The organism is Sphingomonas sp. ABOLH, assembly GCF_003951715.1.
Lineage (GTDB): Bacteria > Pseudomonadota > Alphaproteobacteria > Sphingomonadales > Sphingomonadaceae > Sphingomonas > Sphingomonas hankookensis_A.
In genome coordinates, this window is sequence record NZ_QQWV01000011.1 from 85274 (window position 1) to 103043 (window position 17770).

Annotated in this window: 17 protein-coding genes and 1 riboswitch; of the genes, 13 read left to right on the top strand and 4 right to left on the bottom strand. The window is 69.9% G+C overall.

The window, feature by feature from the left end; genetic code table 11:
• Positions 1-35: 35 nt before the first annotated feature.
• A complete protein-coding gene (locus CA237_RS07750; protein WP_206432958.1) occupies positions 36-869 on the bottom strand; it encodes a galactosyltransferase-related protein in 834 nt (277 codons plus the stop codon).
• Positions 866-2875: an HAD-IIB family hydrolase gene (locus CA237_RS07755; RefSeq protein WP_241215447.1), complete on the bottom strand. Its 2010-nt coding sequence runs from the start codon at positions 2873-2875 to the stop codon at positions 866-868. Before CA237_RS07755 ends, CA237_RS07750 begins: the two co-directional genes overlap by 4 nt.
• A gap of 121 nt (positions 2876-2996) precedes the next feature.
• Here CA237_RS07755 and CA237_RS07760 point away from each other — a divergent pair, with 121 nt between their 5' ends.
• Together CA237_RS07760 and CA237_RS07765 are read left to right on the top strand one after the other, a co-directional pair.
• A complete protein-coding gene (locus CA237_RS07760; protein ID WP_241215448.1) occupies positions 2997-4082 on the top strand; it encodes a glycosyltransferase family 4 protein in 1086 nt (361 codons plus the stop codon).
• Complete coding sequence (locus CA237_RS07765) at positions 4079-5299, top strand: glycosyltransferase family 4 protein (protein ID WP_084401684.1); 1221 nt, start codon at positions 4079-4081, stop codon at positions 5297-5299. The genes CA237_RS07760 and CA237_RS07765 overlap by 4 nt, the downstream gene beginning before the upstream one ends.
• Here the strand turns inward: CA237_RS07765 and CA237_RS07770 are convergent.
• Positions 5221-6090, bottom strand: a complete 870-nt coding sequence (locus CA237_RS07770) for a hypothetical protein (RefSeq protein ID WP_066692011.1) — start codon at positions 6088-6090, stop codon at positions 5221-5223. The genes CA237_RS07765 and CA237_RS07770 overlap by 79 nt on opposite strands.
• An 82-nt stretch (positions 6091-6172) precedes the next feature.
• On the opposite strand from CA237_RS07770, the gene CA237_RS07775 reads away from it, so the two are divergent.
• A complete protein-coding gene (locus tag CA237_RS07775; protein WP_066692009.1) occupies positions 6173-7057 on the top strand; it encodes an NmrA family NAD(P)-binding protein in 885 nt (294 codons plus the stop codon).
• An 81-nt stretch (positions 7058-7138) separates the two neighbouring features.
• Here CA237_RS07775 and cobU read toward each other — a convergent pair whose 3' ends face one another.
• Positions 7139-7657 (bottom strand): bifunctional adenosylcobinamide kinase/adenosylcobinamide-phosphate guanylyltransferase, encoded by a 519-nt coding sequence (gene cobU / locus CA237_RS07780; protein WP_066692007.1) that lies wholly within the window; start codon positions 7655-7657, stop codon positions 7139-7141.
• A gap of 25 nt (positions 7658-7682) precedes the next feature.
• Positions 7683-7885: riboswitch (cobalamin riboswitch) on the top strand.
• A 136-nt stretch (positions 7886-8021) separates the two neighbouring features.
• Between cobU and CA237_RS07785 the strand changes: the two genes are divergently transcribed.
• The 10 genes from CA237_RS07785 to CA237_RS07830 form a co-directional block, all read left to right on the top strand.
• Entirely contained in the window at positions 8022-9950 is a 1929-nt protein-coding gene (locus CA237_RS07785) for a TonB-dependent receptor (RefSeq protein ID WP_126013620.1), read from the top strand.
• Positions 9950-10909, top strand: a complete 960-nt coding sequence (locus tag CA237_RS07790) for an aminotransferase class I/II-fold pyridoxal phosphate-dependent enzyme (protein ID WP_066692001.1) — start codon at positions 9950-9952, stop codon at positions 10907-10909. Before CA237_RS07785 ends, CA237_RS07790 begins: the two co-directional genes overlap by 1 nt.
• The gene (gene cobO, locus CA237_RS07795) at positions 10906-11517 is read left to right on the top strand and encodes a cob(I)yrinic acid a,c-diamide adenosyltransferase (RefSeq protein ID WP_066691998.1); all 612 of its coding nucleotides are present in this window, start codon (positions 10906-10908) and stop codon (positions 11515-11517) included. Before CA237_RS07790 ends, cobO begins: the two co-directional genes overlap by 4 nt.
• The gene (locus CA237_RS07800) at positions 11514-12320 is read left to right on the top strand and encodes a helical backbone metal receptor (RefSeq protein ID WP_066691990.1); all 807 of its coding nucleotides are present in this window, start codon (positions 11514-11516) and stop codon (positions 12318-12320) included. The genes cobO and CA237_RS07800 overlap by 4 nt, the downstream gene beginning before the upstream one ends.
• The gene (locus CA237_RS07805) at positions 12317-13279 is read left to right on the top strand and encodes an iron ABC transporter permease (protein ID WP_066691988.1); all 963 of its coding nucleotides are present in this window, start codon (positions 12317-12319) and stop codon (positions 13277-13279) included. Before CA237_RS07800 ends, CA237_RS07805 begins: the two co-directional genes overlap by 4 nt.
• The gene (locus CA237_RS07810) at positions 13276-14046 is read left to right on the top strand and encodes an ABC transporter ATP-binding protein (RefSeq protein WP_066691986.1); all 771 of its coding nucleotides are present in this window, start codon (positions 13276-13278) and stop codon (positions 14044-14046) included. The genes CA237_RS07805 and CA237_RS07810 overlap by 4 nt, the downstream gene beginning before the upstream one ends.
• Positions 14046-14915, top strand: coding sequence for an adenosylcobinamide-phosphate synthase CbiB (cbiB, locus tag CA237_RS07815; protein WP_066692763.1), 870 nt, complete (start codon positions 14046-14048; stop codon positions 14913-14915). The genes CA237_RS07810 and cbiB overlap by 1 nt, the downstream gene beginning before the upstream one ends.
• On the top strand, positions 14903-16360 hold the full coding sequence (locus CA237_RS07820) for a cobyric acid synthase (protein WP_066691983.1): 1458 nt from the start codon (positions 14903-14905) through the stop codon (positions 16358-16360). Before cbiB ends, CA237_RS07820 begins: the two co-directional genes overlap by 13 nt.
• Positions 16357-17361, top strand: coding sequence for a nicotinate-nucleotide--dimethylbenzimidazole phosphoribosyltransferase (cobT, locus tag CA237_RS07825; RefSeq protein WP_126013623.1), 1005 nt, complete (start codon positions 16357-16359; stop codon positions 17359-17361). The genes CA237_RS07820 and cobT overlap by 4 nt, the downstream gene beginning before the upstream one ends.
• On the top strand, positions 17351-17770 hold a 420-nt coding region (locus CA237_RS07830), incomplete at its 3' end, for an adenosylcobinamide-GDP ribazoletransferase (protein WP_241215449.1). The genes cobT and CA237_RS07830, both read left to right, overlap by 11 nt.

Consider the following 17770-nt stretch of genomic DNA (forward strand, 5'->3'; position numbering starts at 1 on the left):
GGGGGTACGAAGAAGGAAGGGTGACGATAGGGTAGCTAGCTGAACAGCGCATCCTCGCGCCGGCTGGCGGTGATTTCTGCCAGCGTCGGCGCGCGCAGGCGGTCGATTGCGTCGCTGTCGGTGCTCCAGCGGATCAGTCCAGCCTGTGCGAACTGGCCCAGCCAATAATCCATGCACCACCGCCCCCAGCGTGCGCGGAAGCGGGTGGCGTTGCGCAGGATCGCGTCGAACTGGTGCAGCGGAGGGATGTGAACGGCATGGTGCTGGTGATAGGCGACCGCGCCGCCGACCCATGCCATCGGGATACCGGCCGCTTCCAACCGCCACGCAAAGTCGGTTTCCTCGCCGCCATAGCCGACATAACCGGTGTCCATGCCGCCCGCCGCGTCCCATGCCGAACGGGGCAGGGCGAAGGACAGGCCCCATAGCTCGCCATGGCTGGGGACGGGGCGGATGTCGTCGTCGGCGAGCGCGGGCTTGGCCGGGTGGCGGACGCCGCGTGCCGGATCGAATGCGCCGGGCGGCAGGTAGCGGACCTCGCCCAGATAGACGCCGGGCGCGGTGTCCAATGCCTGTTCGTAGCGTTCGACCAAGGTCGGCGAGGGCACGCAATCGACGTCGAGGAAGATCAGCCGCTCGCCGCGCGCGGCTGCTGCGGCGGCGTTGCGGGCTTCGGCGAGCGGCATCGGGTCGCCGGGTACGAAGACTTCGCGCACCGGTACGCCGGGGTCGGGCAGGCCGGCGGGCGCTTGCGGCTGCATATAGGCGATGACCAGCTCGTCGGGCTTGCGCGTCTGTGCGGCGATGCCGGACAGCAGGTTCGCCAGTTGCGCGGTCCGCCCGCGCACCAGCGTGCAGACCGAGATCACGCCGACAGACGCTGCGCCGGTTGCCCGCGGAAATGAGCGACCCCCTCCATGATGCCGAACGCATAGCCGCGCCGGGCGACATAGCTGTGGGCGAGGTCGGGACGCTGCGCCAGGCCGTCGGAATAATTGCCGACGATGATCGCATGGGCGCAGGCGCGCAGCATCTCGACATCGTTGCCGCTGTCGCCCGCGACGATCACCTGATCGCGTCGCATCTGCGCGCGGCGGCGGACATAGTCGACCGCCGTCCCCTTCGACGCGGCCAGGGGCAGGATGTCGAGATAGCGGCCATGGCTGTGGATCACCGATGCGGCAAAGCCAGCGCTGGCGAGCAGGTCACGGACGCGTTCGGCAATGTCGGGTTCGCCACCGGTGAAATAGCTCAATTTGTGGCTGCGCTGTTCGAGCGGGCTTTGCGGGCGCAGCTCGCCCTGTTCGGCCAGCAGGGCGGCGATGGCGGCACGATCCCAGCCGGCGTCGATGATCGCGGTCCACGCATCGTCGCGGGCGTACACGCCGCCATGGATGCGGTGGTAGATTTCCGATCCGACCGAGGTGATCATGACGGCGGGCGGTGCGACCTGGTTCTGGGCGAGGATCGCCAGCGCGCTGTGCAGGCTGCGCCCGGTGGCGATGCCGAACAGCATGTCGTGCTGGTCGCCATGCCACAGGTTGAACGCCTGCGCCGCCTCGGTCTCGCCCAGCAGCGTGTTGTCGATATCGGAGATCAGCAGCAGGCGCGGCGCCTCGATCGCCGGAGCCGGCGGCGAGATCACCGCCGACGCGAGTTCGGCATAGCGCGCGACATGGCCGTCCCAGTCGTACAGCTCGGCCGCCGTCGCGCCGGCGTGCGAATAGGTGTCCCATAGGGCATCGTCGGACAGGATCTTCAGCATCGCCTGCCCGATGGCATGCGGGTCGCGCGGGTCGACGAGGATGCCGTTGTTGCAGCCTTCGATGATGTCGTTCGGCCCGCCGCTGTCGGTCGCGACCAGCGGCAGTCCCGATGCCGCCGCCTCCAGCAGGGTCAGGCCGAAGGGTTCGTTGAGCGCGGGATTGACGAAGATGCCGCGCTTGGCACGCGCATGGGCGTAGATGGCGGGGACTTCGTGCGGGGCGTGGGTCTTGGGAATCGCGACCGATCCGTAGAGGTCGTAGCGGTCGATCAGCGCGAACAGCTCGGCCATGTTGCCGGCCAGTTCGGGTTCGAGGCTGCGCGGATCGTCGCGCGTGCCGGCCACGATGACGAGGTTCGCGGCGGTCTGTAGCGCCGGGCAGCGGCCATAGGCATGGACGAGGGCAGCCAGGTTCTTCTTGCTGACCGGGCGGGCCAGCGCGAGGATGACGGGCTTCGACGGATCGGCGAGGAAGCGGTCGATCCGCGCATCGACCAGCGCGTCGGTGCAATTGCCGGCGAACAGCCCGAGGTCGCTGCCCGGCGGGATGATGCGGATGCGGCCGGGATCGTAGCTGGGATAGCCGGCATATTGCACCTCCGCCTCGTCGCGCGAGGAGGCGATGATCGCATCGGCATGGGCGATGGCATGATCCTCGATTGCGATGCGGCGTTCGAGGCCGGCGGTTTCGGCGCAGTCGGTGCCGAACGCCACCTGCTTGACGCGGCCCAGCGAATGGGCGGTGAAGATATAGGGAATGCCGAGCCGCGCCTTGACCGCCGCCGCCACCGCGCCGGCATCGGCATAATGGGCGTGGATCAGGTCGGGACGGCGGTCGAGCGCCGCGATATGCGCGACCAGTGCGTCGACGAAGCTGTCGGTCTCCGTCCACAGCGCTTCCTTCGGCAGATAGGCGTCGCTGGCCGAGCGCAGGCGGACGATGCGCGTCGTATCGTCGATGATCTCGCTTTCGCGCCAATAGCCTTCGCCCAGCGGCCCGCCACGAAAGGCTCTGGTGACGATTTCGGTCCGCGTGATGCCCGGATGCCGGCCAGTCGCGGCGACCAGATCGAGGAGGTAGCGGATGTGGCCGCCGGTATCCGCCGTCACTCCATATTCCACCTCCCGCGCGCGAAGACATCCCTGCAGGGCGAGGTGGAGGATGAACATTACGGAACTTTCCCGTTGAAAAACGCGGACTTATTGCCGCCCTGACAGGAACCGTTGCCGCTTGGCTTTGTTCCGGTGGGCGATGGTATCCCCGCTTCGCATCGCGCAGATCGCCCCGGTCATCTACCCTACGCCGCCGCGCGGTACCGGGGGCACCGAACGGGTCGTGTCCGACCTGACCGAGGCGCTGATGGCGATGGGCCATGACGTGACGCTGATCGCGCCCAGCGACAGCGTGACCACCGCGCGGCACCTGTCGGCGCATCCCAGCCTGTCGGCGCTGGAGGCGTATCACGGCCCGGTCGCACCGGGCGTTCCTGCCGCGCTGGAGGCGGCGCAGCTGGGGCTGCTGGCGCAACATCTGACCGAGTTCGACATTGTCCATTGCCATGGCGAATTCGCCCATGCCGCGGTGCTGGGCGACCGGATCGGGCGCAGCCTGACGACAGTGCACTGGCGGCTCGACGAGCTGGACCGCAAGTTATTCTTCCACAGCTTTCCCGAATTGCCGGTTGCGGCGATTTCGCAGGCGCAGGCGCGCGACTTGCCGCGCGCGAACCGCGCCGGGGTGGTGCATCACGGCATCCCGGCCGAGCGGTTCGTGGCCGGACAGGGCGGGGAAGGCGTCGCCTTTATCGGCCGGATGACCGACCAGAAGCGGCCCGACGTCGCGATCCGCGTGGCCCGCGCCGCCGGGCGGCCGATCCGGCTGGCAGGCGGGATCGATGTCGGCAATCCGCGTTATTTCGAGGAGCGGGTCGCGCCGCTGCTGGGCGACGATGCGATCCATGTCGGCGAGGTCGACGACCGCGCGAAACAGGCGCTGCTGGGCGAGGCGGCGGCGCTGCTCTTCCCGATCGACTGGCCCGAACCGTTCGGGCTGGTGATGATCGAGGCGATGGCCTGCGGGACGCCGGTGATCGCGTGGGATCGCGGCAGCGTGCGCGAGGTGGTCGAGCCAGGCGTGACCGGCTTCATCGTGAAGACGGAGGAAGAGGCGGTCGCCGCGCTGGCGAAGATCGACACGATCGACCGGGCGCGGGTGCGCGCACGGTTCGAGGAACGCTTCACCGCGACACGCATGGCGGAGGATTATGTGACGCTCTACCGGCAACGGATCGCCCTCGCATCGGGAGCGGGCGCATGAGGATCGGGCTGCTGACCTGGGCCTATCCGCCCGAAAAGAGCGGCCTGTCGCGCGCCGCGTGCGAAATCGCCCATGCGCTGGCCGAAGCGGGGCATGACGTGCGCGTCGTCACGATGGACCGGACGGGCCGCAGCAGCAGCGATGGCGTGGAAGTGATCGGTGCGGCCGAGGACGGGTGGTTCGCCCGGCTGCGGCGCTGGCCCGGCATCGGCCATCTCTGCGGCCCGGCGATGGTCGCGCGGACGGTGCGGCGGCTCCATGCCGAGCGGCCGTTCGACGTGATCGAGGCGACCAACTGGTATGCGCCGGGCCTGTGGGTCGCGCTGACCGGGCCGGCACCGCTGGTGACGCGCAATTCGACGCCGGTCGCGACCAGCGCGGCGAAGCCACGGACGCTGCGCGACCGGATCGACCGCTGGGCGGCGGTGACGCTGGAGGCATTGTCGGCGCGGGCGTCGGCGGGGCTGATCTCCAATACCGAGGCGCATGGTGCCAAGGTCGCCGCACTCTATGGCACGCAGCCGCCGGGGCCGGGCCATGCGGTGATCGGCCTCAGCCTGCCGCCGGCGATCGTCGATGCGGGGCGGGCGGCGCCCTATCCGCCGGGCAACGACGTGCTGCGGCTGTTGTTCGTCGGGCGCAACGAACCGCGCAAGGGGACCGATGCGCTGATCGGCGCGCTGCCGGCACTGGCGGCGGAGGCGGATGCCGGCACGCTGCCCGACTTCCGGCTGACGATGATCGGGCTGCACCGGCAGGAACTCGATCGGTTACCGCCGGCGGCGCTCAAACGGATCGACAGCTATCACCGGGTCGAGGACGACATGCTGCATGCGTCGCTTGCCGGGGCCGATATCGTCGTCGCGCCGTCGCGCTACGAGAGTTTCGGGCTGGTCTATCAGGAGGCGATGACCTTTGGCCGGCCGATCGCGGCATGTGGCGAAGACCCGAGTGCGCGGCTGTTCGTCGGCGGCAGCGGCGCGGGGTTGCTGGCAGACGACTGCACCGCGGACGCGCTGGGCGCGATCTTGCGGCGGATGCTGCGCGACGACGATCTGCGGCAGGCGTTATCGACCGCGGCGCGGGTGGCGGCGGGACGCTTCACCCGCGCCGGCTTGGCCGGGGAGACGACCGCCGCTTATGTCGCGGCGGTGAACGGGCGCAGCAGCGCGGCTTCGTCGCCGGGGCGTCCGGCGCCGGCCGACATGGCCTCATAGACCCGCGAGCGTTCGATCACGCGGGCGCGGACGAGGTGATGGTCGATCGCCCCGGCCAGCGCCAGCGACGTGCGTTCGAACGGCACGACCGGGCGTTCGTGCACGGTGCCGGCGAAGCGGATGTGCGCGCGGGTCAGGCGATATTGGATGTCGGGCCACAGCGCGGATTGCGCGCCATCGACCAAGTTGCGGCGCGGCAGCCCCAGCGCCCACAGCCCGTCCCGATCCGCCGCTTCTGTCAACCAGCCGAGCGCGGCCAGCAGCGCAGCATCGGGCGTCTCGTCGCTGTCGAGTTGTAGCACCCAGCCGTCCGCCAGCGCCTGCACCCGGTTGCGCTGTGCCGCGAAGTCGCCGTTCAGCGGATGGGCGTGGACCTGCGCCCACGGCACCGCCTGCGCGAGCGATGCCGCATCGTCCGGCGTGCCGTCGAGCAGGACGATCGGGCGGGGAAAATGCGGCCGCAAATCCGTCAGCATCGCGGCGGTCGCATCCGCTTCCCTCGCGCGGGCGATCATGCCGAGCGTTACGGCATGCGGACATGGCGTGGCGGGTTCGCCGTCGACCAGTCCGAGCGCCCAGGCGGCGTTGCGCCGGGCATGGGGGGCGAGCGCGAAGCCCCGTTCCGGTGTGCCATCGCGCAGGCTTTCGGCGATAGCGTCGCGTAGCGTCGCGGCGTCGAAAGCGAGAGTGGCGACCACCAGACCGCAATGGGTGCATTCCGGCAGCGCGCGGTCGTGCCAGCGGTCGTTGCCGCAGATCGGACAGCGCGGCCCGGCGATCGCTTCGGTCATATGGCCACCCTCTTGCGTTACGGTCAGCGGGAACGCACGACAGGCTCGGCAGTTCGCCGGTGACAGGGCAACGGGGACGAACATGGACACGATCATCGTCGCGGGCGCGACCGGCGATTTGGGCGGGCGGATCGCGAAAGCCGCGGTCGCGCGCGGGGCGAAGGTGCGTGCGCTGGTCCGCCCCAGCACCGCGGCCGGCCGGATCGCCGCGCTGGCGAGCATCGGCGCCGATCCCTGCCCCGTGGATTTCGACGATGCGCAGGCGCTGGCCCATGCCTGTCGCGGGGTGGTGTGCGTCGTGTCGGCGCTGAACGGGCTGGGCGAGACGATCCTCGATACCCAGACGAAGCTGCTCGACGCGGCGCTGGGCGGTGGGGCGGCGCGGTTCATCCCGTCGGACTTTTCGATCGACTATCGCGCGTTGCCGACCGGCAAGAACCGCAATTTCGACCTGCGTCGCGCGTTCCGTACGCGGATCGACACCGCGCCGATCCTGGCCACGTCGATCTTCAACGGCGCGTTCGCGGACATGCTGAACGGGCAGATGCCGTTGATCCAGCGGCGGGTGCGGCGCGTGCTGTACTGGGGCGACGCGGACGTGAAGTTCGCGCTGACGACCAAGGACGATGTGGCGGCCTATACCGCCGCCGCCGCACTCGACCCCGCCGCGCCGCGCAACCTGCAGATCGCCGGCGCCGAGGTCAGCGCGCGCGATCTGGCGGCGTTGATGGGGGAGGTGACGGGCAAGCCCTATGGCCTGTTGCGCGCCGGGTCGCTCGGCGCGCTGGAGCGGATGATCGGGGTGACGCGACGGCTGTTCCCGGCGCGCGACCAGGTGTTTCCGGCGTGGCAGGGGATGCAGTATCTCCACAACATGTTCGACGGTCGTGCGCCGAGCGGGCCGGTGGATAATGCGCGGTACGAAGTGGCGTGGACGCCGTTGCGGAATGTCGTGAAGGAACAATGACGTATCCCCGCGCAGGCGGGGATCCAGGGTAACCGGGCGGCGCGCTATTGGCTCTGGACCCCCGCCTGCGCGGGGGTACGATCAGTTTTCGGGGGAGAAGGAGGCGAGCGGTAGCACCATCCCCGCCACCACGAACCAGCATCGGTCGACCGCCGCCGCCACCGCCTGGTTGAGCCGCCCCGCCTCGTCGCGAAACGCGCGGCCCAGCGGATGGTCGGGCACGATGCCCAGGCCCACTTCGTTGCTGACCAGCATCAGCGGGTGCCGCGCCGCGCCGATCGCCGCGATCAGCTCGGCGCTATGCCGCGCGACGTCATGCCCGCCCAGCATCACATTGGTCAGCCACAAGGTCAGGCAATCGACGAGCACCGGCCCCGTAGCCGCACCAATCGCCTGCGGCAGGTCGAGCGGACATTCGACCGTGCGCCAGCCGGGTCCGCGATCCGCGCGGTGGCGGGTGATGCGGTCGGCCATCTCCGCGTCCCACGCCTCCGCCGTGGCGAGATAGGTCCATGGTCTCGGCAGCGCTTCCATCGTCGTCTGCGCCAGCCGGCTCTTGCCCGAGCGCGCGCCGCCCACGAACAGGGTTGTCGTCGCCATCTTGTCCTGTGCCCCGATGCGCTCTAAGGGCGCGGATGCGACAGGTTCCCAGAAATGGGATGAAAAGGGAACCCGGAAGCGCGTTTGCGACGCGCCATCCGGGGCTGCCCCCGCAACTGTGACCGGCGAGCCTTGCTCCCCCGTGTGCCACTGGACCCAAGGTCCGGGAAGGCCGGGCAAGGCGATGACCCGCGAGCCAGGAGACCTGCCCGTCGCGGTTGTCCTTCGCGCGGACGGGGTGTGCCGGGCGATCGAGGGTTTCCTCGCGTGACGACGTCGTTTGGGGGTCGTGCGTGCGGAGAACAGCCTGTTCCGGCGCCCGCGCCGCGCGTCCCCTTGTTTGATGCCAAGGGGGATTACCCGAATGAAGACCCGTTTCCTGTTGCTGCCCTGCCTGTTGGCAGCGACCCCGAGTTTCGCGCAGAGCGCCCAGTCGACCACCGGCCTCGAACGCGTGGCGGACGGCGATGACGAGATCGTCGTCACCGCGAACCGCGAGGCACGCCCGGTCGATACCGTGGGGCAGGCGGTCACCGTGCTCGACACCGCGACCATCGAAACCCGGCAGGCGGTGGTCGTGTCCGACCTGCTGCGCCAGACGCCCGGCGTCACCGTCACCCGCAATGGCGGCATCGGCACGACGACCAGCGTCAACATCCGCGGCGCCGACAGCGATCAGACCGTCGCGCTGATCGATGGCGTGAAGCTCAACGACCCGTCGTCGCCCGGCGGCGGCTTCAACTTCGGCAATCTGCTGATCGGCAACATCGCTCGCATCGAAGTGCTGCGCGGTGCGCAGTCGGTGTTGTGGGGCAGCCAGGCGATCGGCGGCGTCGTCAACCTGATTACCCGGCAGCCGACCGAAGAACTGGCGATCAACGCCCGCGCGGAAGGTGGATCGTTCGGCACCGGGCAGGCCTTTGCCAACGTGTCGGGCAAGTCGGGGGCGGTATCGGCAAGCCTGGGCGGCGGGTTCTTTACCACCGACGGCATTTCGGCCTATGCGCCGGGACGCGAAAAGGACGGCTATCGCAACTATGGCGCGAACGGCAGCGTCGCGGTGGCGCTGGCCGACAATGTCTCGGTCGATGTGCGCGGCTTCTATTCGAACGGCCGGACCGAGATCGACGGCTTTCCGGCGCCCACGTTCAGCTTCGGCGATACCCGCGAGGTCGGGAACGCGGAGCAATGGACCGGCTATACCGGGCTGAACGCCGCGCTGTTCGACGGGCGGTTCCGCAACCGCATCGGCTATGCCCATACGTCGAGCAACCGCACCAACACCGATCCCGACGGCACGCCGACCGAAACCTTCCGGGGCAAAGGGCGCAACGACCGGATCGACTATCAGGGATCGTTCGACGTCACCGACGCCGTCTTCGCGACCTTCGGCGTGGAACGTGAAGTGTCGCGCTTCACCACGGCGAGCTTCGGCGGGCCGGCGACGACCGGTCGTGCGCGCCTCTTCGGGGTCTATGGCCAGCTGGCGGTGACGCCGATCGAAAACCTCACGCTGACCGGGGGCGTGCGCCATGACGATCATAATGTGTTCGGCGGAGCGACGGTGTTTTCGGGCAGCGGTGTCTGGTCGCCGAACGGCGGCAATACGCTGCTACGCGCCAGCTATTCGGAAGGGTTCAAGGCGCCGACGTTGTACCAGCTGCAGAGCGAATACGGCAACGCGCTGCTGACCCCGGAACGCTCGCACGGCTGGGACGCCGGCATCACCCAGCGTGGGCTGGACGGTGCTGTCGAGGCGAGCGCGACCTGGTTCGACCGCACGTCGAAGGACCTGATCGCGTTCATCTCCTGCCCCGCCAACGGCACCGGCATCTGCGCCGGGCGGCCGTTCGGCACCTATGACAATATCCAGCGCGCCGAGGCGAAGGGGCTGGAATTCGCGCTGAAGCTGAAACCCGTCGAGGCGTTCACCGTCGCCGCCGCCTATACCTATCTGGATGCGCAGAACCGCTCGGCCGGGACTGCCAATTTCGGGCGCAAGCTGCAGCGGCGCCCGGCGGACAGCCTGACCGTCAATGCGGACTATCGCTGGGCGTTCGGCCTGTCGACCGGGGCGACCGTCACCATGGTCGGCGACAGTTTCGACAATGCGTCGAACACCCGCCGGCTGGACGGCTATGTCCTGACCGACCTGCGCGCGGCGTTGCCGATCACGGAGCGGGTCGAGGTCTATGGCCGGGTCGAGAATCTGTTCGACGAACGCTATCAGACCATCTTCCAGTATGGCACGCCGGGCCGTGCCGCCTATGGCGGCGTGCGGGTCCGTTACTGATGGAAAGCCTCGCCGAATTCTGCGCGCATGGCGGCCGGGTCGCCGCTGCTGCGCGTGCGTTCGGCGGGGACGACTGGATCGACCTGTCGACCGGGATCGCGCCCTGGGCCTATCCGGTCGACAGCCTCGATCCGGGGCTGACCCGGCTGCCCGAGCCGGGCGAACTGGCGGCGCTGGAGGCGGCGGCGGCGCAGGCGTTCGACGTCGTCGATCCGGCGCAGGTGGTGGCGGTGCCGGGCACCGACCTTGCGCTGCGGCTGCTGGCGGTGGTGCTGGCAGCCGAGCGGCCGGCGGTGGTGCGGCCGGGCTATGCCGGGCATCTTGCCGCATGGGGTGAGGCGCGATGTGTCGCGGCGTTCGCCGATCCGGGCGATGCCGATCTGCTGGTGCTGGCGTCGCCCGCCAATCCCGACGGACGCGTGACGCCGGCCGCGACGCTGCGGGCATTGGCGCAGCGGATGACGGTGGTCGTCGACGAAGCCTATGCCGACCCCGCGCCCGGTCTGTGCGGTGAGGCATCCGACCGGCTGGTCGTGCTGCGGTCGTTCGGCAAATTCTATGGCCTGCCCGGCGTGCGGCTGGGCTTCGTCATCGCCGGACCCCGCGTCACCGGCGCGCTTCGGCATTTGCTGGGCGACTGGCCGGTGTCGACGCCCGCGATTGCGGTCGGCACCGCTGCCTATCGCGACACGGCATGGCGTGAGGGGCAGGTCGAGCGGATCGAGACGGTCGGCGCGCTGCTCGACTTCGCCCTGTCGCGCTTCGAGCTTGTCGGGACCGCGCCGCTGTTCCGGCTGATCGGCACGGCCGACGCCCATGCGCTGTTTCGTCACCTGTGCAACCATGCCATCCTGACCCGCCCGTTCGCCGACCGGGCGGATCGGTTGCGCATCGGCCTGCCGCCCGATGGCGCGGCGCTGGCCCGTCTGACCACCGCCCTTGCGGAGTATGTTCGATGACCGAGACCCCCGACGATTATGCGAAGCACAATGCGCGGATGCAGCGCATGGCGGTGGCGCGCGAAAAGATGCAGGCGCGCCGCACGCTCGAACGCGGGCTGCTGATCGTCCATACCGGCAACGGCAAGGGCAAGTCGTCCAGCGCGTTCGGCATGGCAATCCGCAGCATCGGATGGGGGATGAAGGTCGCGATCCTGCAATATGTGAAGGGCAAGTGGGAGACGGGCGAGCGCAACTTCTTCGACGCGCATCCCGACCTGGCGAGCTTCGAGGTGATGGGCGAGGGCTTCACCTGGGAAACGCAGGACCGCGCGCAGGACATCGCCGCCGCCCGCGCCGCATGGGAACGCTCGAAAGAGATGATCCTCGACCCCGCGATCGACTTCGTGATCCTCGACGAGTTGAACATCGTGCTGCGCGACGACACCCTGCCGATCGCCGAAATCGTCGCGTTCCTGAAGGACCGGCCGCTGACCAAGCATATCTGCATCACCGGCCGCAATGCGAAGCCCGAACTGCTCGAACTGGCCGACCTCGTCACCGAATTCGGCGAGGTGAAGCACCCCTATCATGCCGGGTTCAAGGCGCAGAAGGGCGTCGAATATTGATCCGCCTCGCTGCCTTGCTGCTGGCCGCGCCGGGGCTGGTGTCGGCGGCGCCGCGCCTTCCCCGCGTGGTGTCGATCAATCCGTGCGTCGATGCGGTGCTGGCCCGTGTCGCCGATCCGGCGCAGATCGTCGGTATCAGCCATTATTCGCAGGATATCCGCGCAACCTCGGTGCCGCTTAGCTGGTCGAACCGGTTCAAGGCGACGTCGGGCACGGCGGAAGAGGTCGTCGCGCTGCGGCCCGACATCGTCCTTGCCGGCCCCCATGTCGAACCTGCGACGATCGCTGCGCTCAAGCGGCTGAAGATCGCGCTGGTGCAATATCCGGTGGCGGAATCGGTGCCGGAAAGCATGGAGCAAGTCCGCGCCATCGCCGCCGCGACCGGCCATGCGGCGCGGGGCGAAGCGCTGGCGGCACGGATCGCAGCCGCCGCGACCCCGGCGCGGGTGGCGCCGGTCGGCGCGCTGGTGTGGCAGGGGAACGGACTGGTGCCCGGGGCGGGCACGCTGACCGACGACCTGCTCAAGCGTGCCGGTTTCCGCAACATGAGCGCGGCCTATGGCCTCAAGCAATGGGACGTGCTGCCGCTCGAATATCTCGTCGCCAACCCGCCGCGCGTGCTGCTGTCGACCGCGCCGGCGGGCGTGCAGGACGACCGGATGACCGGTCATCCGGCGGTGCGGCGGCTGGCGCAGCATATCAAAGTCGCCCCCTATCCGACGCGGCTGATGAATTGCGGCGGGCCGACGATCATCGCGGCGATGGCGCGGTTGCGGCAGGTGCGCGGGGCAGTCACGTCATGAAGCGATTGACCCTCGGCCTGATCGTCCTGCTGCTGATCGCCGTCGCGCTGTCGGTAGCGGCGGGCAAGGTGTGGGTGCCGCTCGACGCGTGGACCGCCGACGATCCGCGCTCGATCATCATCGTGGAGTTGCGCCTGCCGCGCACCGTGCTGGCGTTGCTGGTCGGGGCGGCGCTCGGCCTGTCGGGGGCGGTGATGCAGGGCTATCTGCGCAATCCGCTGGCCGATCCGGGACTGTTCGGCGTGTCGTCGGGCGCGGCGTTCGGCGCGGTGCTGGCGCTGTATTTCGGCTATGCCGCGCAGATGTGGCTGCTGCCGGGCTTCGCGCTGGTCGGCGCTGGCGTGACGATGACGTTGCTGGCGCTGATCGCCGGACGGTCGGGCAGCCTGATCCTGTTCACGCTGGGCGGCATGATCCTCACCAGCATTACCGGGTCGCTGACGTCGCTCGCGATCAGCCTTGCGCCGACGCCGTTCGTATCGTCGTCGATCGTGACGTGGCTGCTGGGCGCGCTGACCGACCGCAGCTGGGACGATGTGGTGGTTGCCGCACCGCTGATCGCGCTGGGCATGGGGGTGCTGGCGATGACCGCGCGGTCGCTCGACGCGCTGACGCTGGGCGAGGCGGCGGCACGATCGATGGGTGTCGATCCGGCGCGGCTGCAACGGCTGGTCATCCTCGGCGTCGCGTTGACCGTCGGGGCGTCGGTGGCGTCGGCGGGCATCATCGGGTTCGTCGGGCTGATCGTGCCGCATCTCGTCCGGCCGCTGGCGGGCAACCGGCCCTCGGCGATCCTGCTGCCCTCCGCGCTTGCCGGGGCGGTGTTGCTGACCTTTGCCGACAGCCTCGTGCGGCTGGCCCCGACCGTCAGCGAACTGCGGCTCGGTATCGCCATGTCGATGCTGGGCGGGCCGTTCTTCCTGTACCTGTTGATCGCGATGCGGCGGAGGCTGGCATGACCGATCTGGTGGCCGATGCGATTTCGCTGACATTGGGCAGCAACCGCGTGCTCGATCAGGTGTCGTTCGCGTTCCGGCAGGGGCGGGTGACCGCGCTGCTGGGGGCGAACGGCGCGGGGAAGTCGAGCCTGCTCGCCTGCCTCGCCGCGCTGCGCCGTCCGGATGCGGGTGCGGCACGGCTGGGCGGCGAGGATGTGCAAGCGATCGACCGGCGCGCGCGGGCGCAAGCGATCGGGCTGTTGCCGCAAGCGGCCGATGTGCACTGGGACATCGACGTGCGTACCCTGGTGGGCCTCGGGCGGTTCGCGCATCGCGGGCGCTGGGGCGAGACGCAGGCCGATCGCGATGCGGTGAAGGCGGCGCTGGCGGCGACCGACATGACCGACCTCGCTGATCGGGGCGTCGAGCGGCTGTCGGGGGGCGAGCGGGGGCGGGCGCTGCTGGCGCGGGTGCTGGCGGGAGAACCCGACTGGCTGCTGGCGGACGAACCGCTTGCCAGCCTCGACCCCGCGCACCAGCTGGACGTGCTGGCGCGGTTGCGCGGGGTGGCGGCGGGCGGGCGCGGCGTGGTGCTGGTGCTGCACGACCTGCATCTGGCGGCGCGGGTGGCGGACGACGCGGTGCTGTTGAAGGACGGGCGGATCGTTGCGGCGGGGGAGGCGGATGCGGTGCTGACCGCGCCGGCCATCGCCGAAGCCTATGGCATCGATGTCGAGATCGGCCGCACGCCGCAGGGGCATCGCTACATATTTCCGGTCGCGCGGTGATCGCGCTGGCGGCGCTGATCGTCGAGGCGGCGCTCGGCTATCCGCGGCGCTGGTGGCATCCGGTCATGGGCGTCGGCGCGCTGATCGATTCGTTCGAGCGGCGCTGGAACCGGCGGCGTCGTGCCGAGGGGATTGCGCTGGTCGTATTGCTCGTCGGGTTGTCGGTCCTACTGGGATCGGCGATCGAGCGGCTGGGGACGATCGTCAGCGTGGCGGTCGCGACGACCGGTCTCGCCCAGCGCAGCCTGCACGATCATGTCGCGGCGGTGGCGCGGCCGTTGGCGGCGGGCGATCTGGGCGCGGCACGGCAGGCGGTGGCGATGATCGTCGGGCGCGATACCGCCACGCTGGACGAGGCAGGCGTCGCGACGGCGGCGATCGAGAGCCTTGCGGAAAGTTTCTGCGATGGCGTGGTCGCACCGGCGCTGGGCCTGTTGCTGTTCGGGCTGCCGGGGCTGTTCGCGGTGAAGGGGATCAATACGGCGGACTCGATGGTCGGGCATCGCACGCCCGAGCTGCGCGCGTTCGGATGGGCGGCGGCGCGGGCCGACGATGTCGTCAATTTTGTGCCCGCACGGGTTGCAGGCGCGCTGATCGCGCTGGCCGGACACGGTGGCTGGCGGGAGATGCGGCGCGACGCCCCCCGCCATGCCTCACCCAATGGCGGTTGGCCGGAGGCGGCAATGGCCGGCGCGCTGGGACGGCGGTTGGGCGGGGCGGTCAGCTATGACGGCGAGCCGGCGCAACGCGCGGTGCTGGGCGATGGGCCGCCGCCGCATGCGGCCGACCTGACGCGGGCGCTTGGCATCTATCGCACCGCCTGCCTGTTGCTGTGGATGCTGGTCGGGATCGTCGCTTGGGCGCGGTGATGCTCCAGGGGACCGGATCGGATGTCGGCAAGTCGGTGCTGGTCGCCGGGCTGTGCCGGCTGCTGACCGACCGGGGGTTGCGGGTGCGCCCGTTCAAGGCGCAGAACATGTCGAACAACGCCGCCGTTTGTGCGGATGGTGGTGAGATCGGTCGGGCGCAGGCGTTGCAGGCGATGGCGTGCCGCGTGCCGCCGACGACCGACATGAACCCGGTGCTGCTGAAGCCGCAAAGCGACCGCACGTCGCAGCTGGTGGTTGGCGGACGCGTGGCCGGGGTGATGGCGGCGGGCGACTATCGGCGGCGGCGACCCGAATTGCTGGCCGAGGTGCTGGCGGCCTATCGCCGCCTGTCCGGCGAGGCGGATATCGTGGTGGTCGAGGGTGCGGGATCGCCCGCCGAGATCAATCTGCGCGCGGGCGATATCGCCAATATGGGCTTTGCGCGGGCTGCCGGAGTGCCGGTGGTGCTGGCGGGCGATATCGATCGCGGCGGGGTAATTGCGGCGCTGGTCGGCACGCAGGCGGTGATCGATCGGGCCGATGCGGCGATGATCCGCGGATTTGTGGTCAACAAGTTCCGGGGCGATCCGGCGCTGTTCGAGGATGGCAGGGCGGAGATCGTGGCGCGTACCGGCTGGCGCGATATCGGGCTGGTGCCATGGCTGCCCGATGCCGCGCGCCTGCCGGCCGAGGATGCGGTGGCGCTGGGACGTGGGGGCGAAGCGGGCGACGGGCCGCTGATCGCGGTGCCGATGCTGTCGCGCATCGCCAATTTCGACGATTTCGATGCCCTTGCCCATGATCCGGCGGTGCGGTTGCGGATGATCCCGCCGGGCCGGCCGTTGCCGGGCGATGCGTCCCTGGTGATCCTGCCGGGGACGAAGGCGACGATCGCGGACCTCGCTTTCCTGCGCGAACAGGGCTGGGATATCGACCTTGCCGCCCATGTCCGGCGTGGCGGGCAGGTGATGGGTATCTGCGGCGGATACCAGATGCTCGGCACCGGCATCGCCGATCCGGACGGGATCGAGGGACCGGCGGGACAGGTCGCCGGGCTGGGGCTGCTGCCGATCGATACGGTGATCGCGGGCGCCAAGACGACGCGGCCGGTCACCGGCACGCTGGCGGACGGAGCGGCCTTTGCCGGCTATGAAATTCATGCCGGCGTGACGACCGTCGCACCGGGTACGCCGCCGCTGCTGCATTTCGCCGATGGCACGCCCGATGGCGCGGTCGCGCGCGACGGGCAGATTGCCGGTTGCTACGTTCATGGCCTGTTCGATGCGCCCGCCGCGCGGGCCGGCCTGCTCGCGCGGATCGGCGCGCGCAGCGACCCGCTCGACCGGCGCGACGCCATCGATGCCGCGCTCGACGGGGTGGCGCGGGCGCTGGAAACCGCGCTCGATATCGACGCATTGCTGGACATTGCCGGGGAGGCCCTATGATCGACGAGATTCGCGCGCATCTGGACGCGCTCGCCAAGCCGCGCGGGGCGATGGGGCGGCTGGAGGCGCTGGCAACCGAACTGGCGCTGACCCAGGGACGGATCGATGCGCGCACCGCACCGCGCCGCATCGTGCTGTTCGCCGGCGACCATGGCTGTGCCGGTGAGGGGGTGTCCGCCTGGCCGTCCGAGGTAACGCAGATGATGGTGGCGACCATCTTGTCGGGACGCGCGACCAGCAACGCGCTGGCCGCTGCCGCCGACTGCGCGTTGCGGCTGGTCGATGTCGGGATGATGGGGCCGCGCGTTGCCGGTCCCGACTTCTTCCGCGACGCGCGTATCGGCGATGGTAGCGCGCCGCTTGGCACCGGACCGGCGCTGTCCGTCGCGCAGTTCGACGCGGGGTGGGCGGTCGGGGCGGCGGAGGCGGATGCGGCGATCGATGCGGGGGTCACACTGTTGATCGCGGGCGAAATGGGCATCGGCAACACGACGCCGGCCGCCTGCCTGACGGCGTTGCTGACCGCTCTGGATCCCGATGCTGCGGTCGGGCGCGGTGCGGGGGCGGACGATGCCGTGCTGGCGACCAAGCGTCGCATCGTCGCATCCGCCGTGGCAAGGGCGGCGGGGGTTGGCGATCTGCGCGAGGCTATCGCGTCGGTCGCCGGCTATGAGATCGTGGCGATGGCCGGTTTCTACGCGACCGGCGCGCGGCGCGGGGCGACGCTGCTGCTCGATGGCTATGTCGCGACCGCCGCCGCGCTTATCGCCGAACGGCTCGTCCCCGGCAGCGTCAGGGCGATGATCGCCGGGCATCGCTCCGCCGAACCCGGCCATGGCGCGGCGCTGGCGGCGCTCGGGCTGACGCCGGTGCTCGACTGGGAGATGCGGCTGGGCGAGGGGAGCGGAGCGCTCGTGGCCCTGCCGCTGCTCGACGCGGCGGCGGCGTTGTTGAACGATGTCGTACGGCTCGACCAGATCGGGGCGGATCGTGCCGACTGAGTGCCCGCGTTGGGCGCCGCCGCTGCTGGCGGTGCAGTTTCTGACCCGGTTGCCGGTGCCGTGGCTGGCGCGGCTGACGGCGGAACAGGCGGGCGTCGGATTGGCGCGGGCGATGGCGTGGCTGCCGCCGGTCGGGTCGCTGATCGGCGCGGCGACCGGCGTGACCTTCGTGCTGGCGCAAGGGCTATGGCCGCCGATGATCGCTGCGATCGTGGCGTTGATGGTCGAGGCGCTGCTGACCGGTGCGTTTCACGAGGACGCGGTCGCCGATTTCTGCGACGCGTTCGGCGGCGTTGCGAGCGGCGACCGCGCGTTGACGATCATGAAGGACAGCCGGATCGGCAGCTATGGCGCGCTGGGCTTGGGGCTGGTGGTGCTGCTGCGCCTTGCCGCGATGGTCGCGCTGCCG

Coding starts and splice junctions, on each gene's coding strand:
- CA237_RS07765 (WP_084401684.1), top strand. CDS start 4,079: ATGAGGATCGGGCTGCTGACCTGGGCCTATCCGCCCGAAAAGAGCGGC.
- CA237_RS07770 (WP_066692011.1), bottom strand. CDS start 6,090: ATGACCGAAGCGATCGCCGGGCCGCGCTGTCCGATCTGCGGCAACGAC.
- CA237_RS07775 (WP_066692009.1), top strand. CDS start 6,173: ATGGACACGATCATCGTCGCGGGCGCGACCGGCGATTTGGGCGGGCGG.
- cobU (WP_066692007.1), bottom strand. CDS start 7,657: ATGGCGACGACAACCCTGTTCGTGGGCGGCGCGCGCTCGGGCAAGAGC.
- CA237_RS07785 (WP_126013620.1), top strand. CDS start 8,022: ATGAAGACCCGTTTCCTGTTGCTGCCCTGCCTGTTGGCAGCGACCCCG.
- CA237_RS07790 (WP_066692001.1), top strand. CDS start 9,950: ATGGAAAGCCTCGCCGAATTCTGCGCGCATGGCGGCCGGGTCGCCGCT.
- cobO (WP_066691998.1), top strand. CDS start 10,906: ATGACCGAGACCCCCGACGATTATGCGAAGCACAATGCGCGGATGCAG.
- CA237_RS07805 (WP_066691988.1), top strand. CDS start 12,317: ATGAAGCGATTGACCCTCGGCCTGATCGTCCTGCTGCTGATCGCCGTC.
- CA237_RS07810 (WP_066691986.1), top strand. CDS start 13,276: ATGACCGATCTGGTGGCCGATGCGATTTCGCTGACATTGGGCAGCAAC.
- cobT (WP_126013623.1), top strand. CDS start 16,357: ATGATCGACGAGATTCGCGCGCATCTGGACGCGCTCGCCAAGCCGCGC.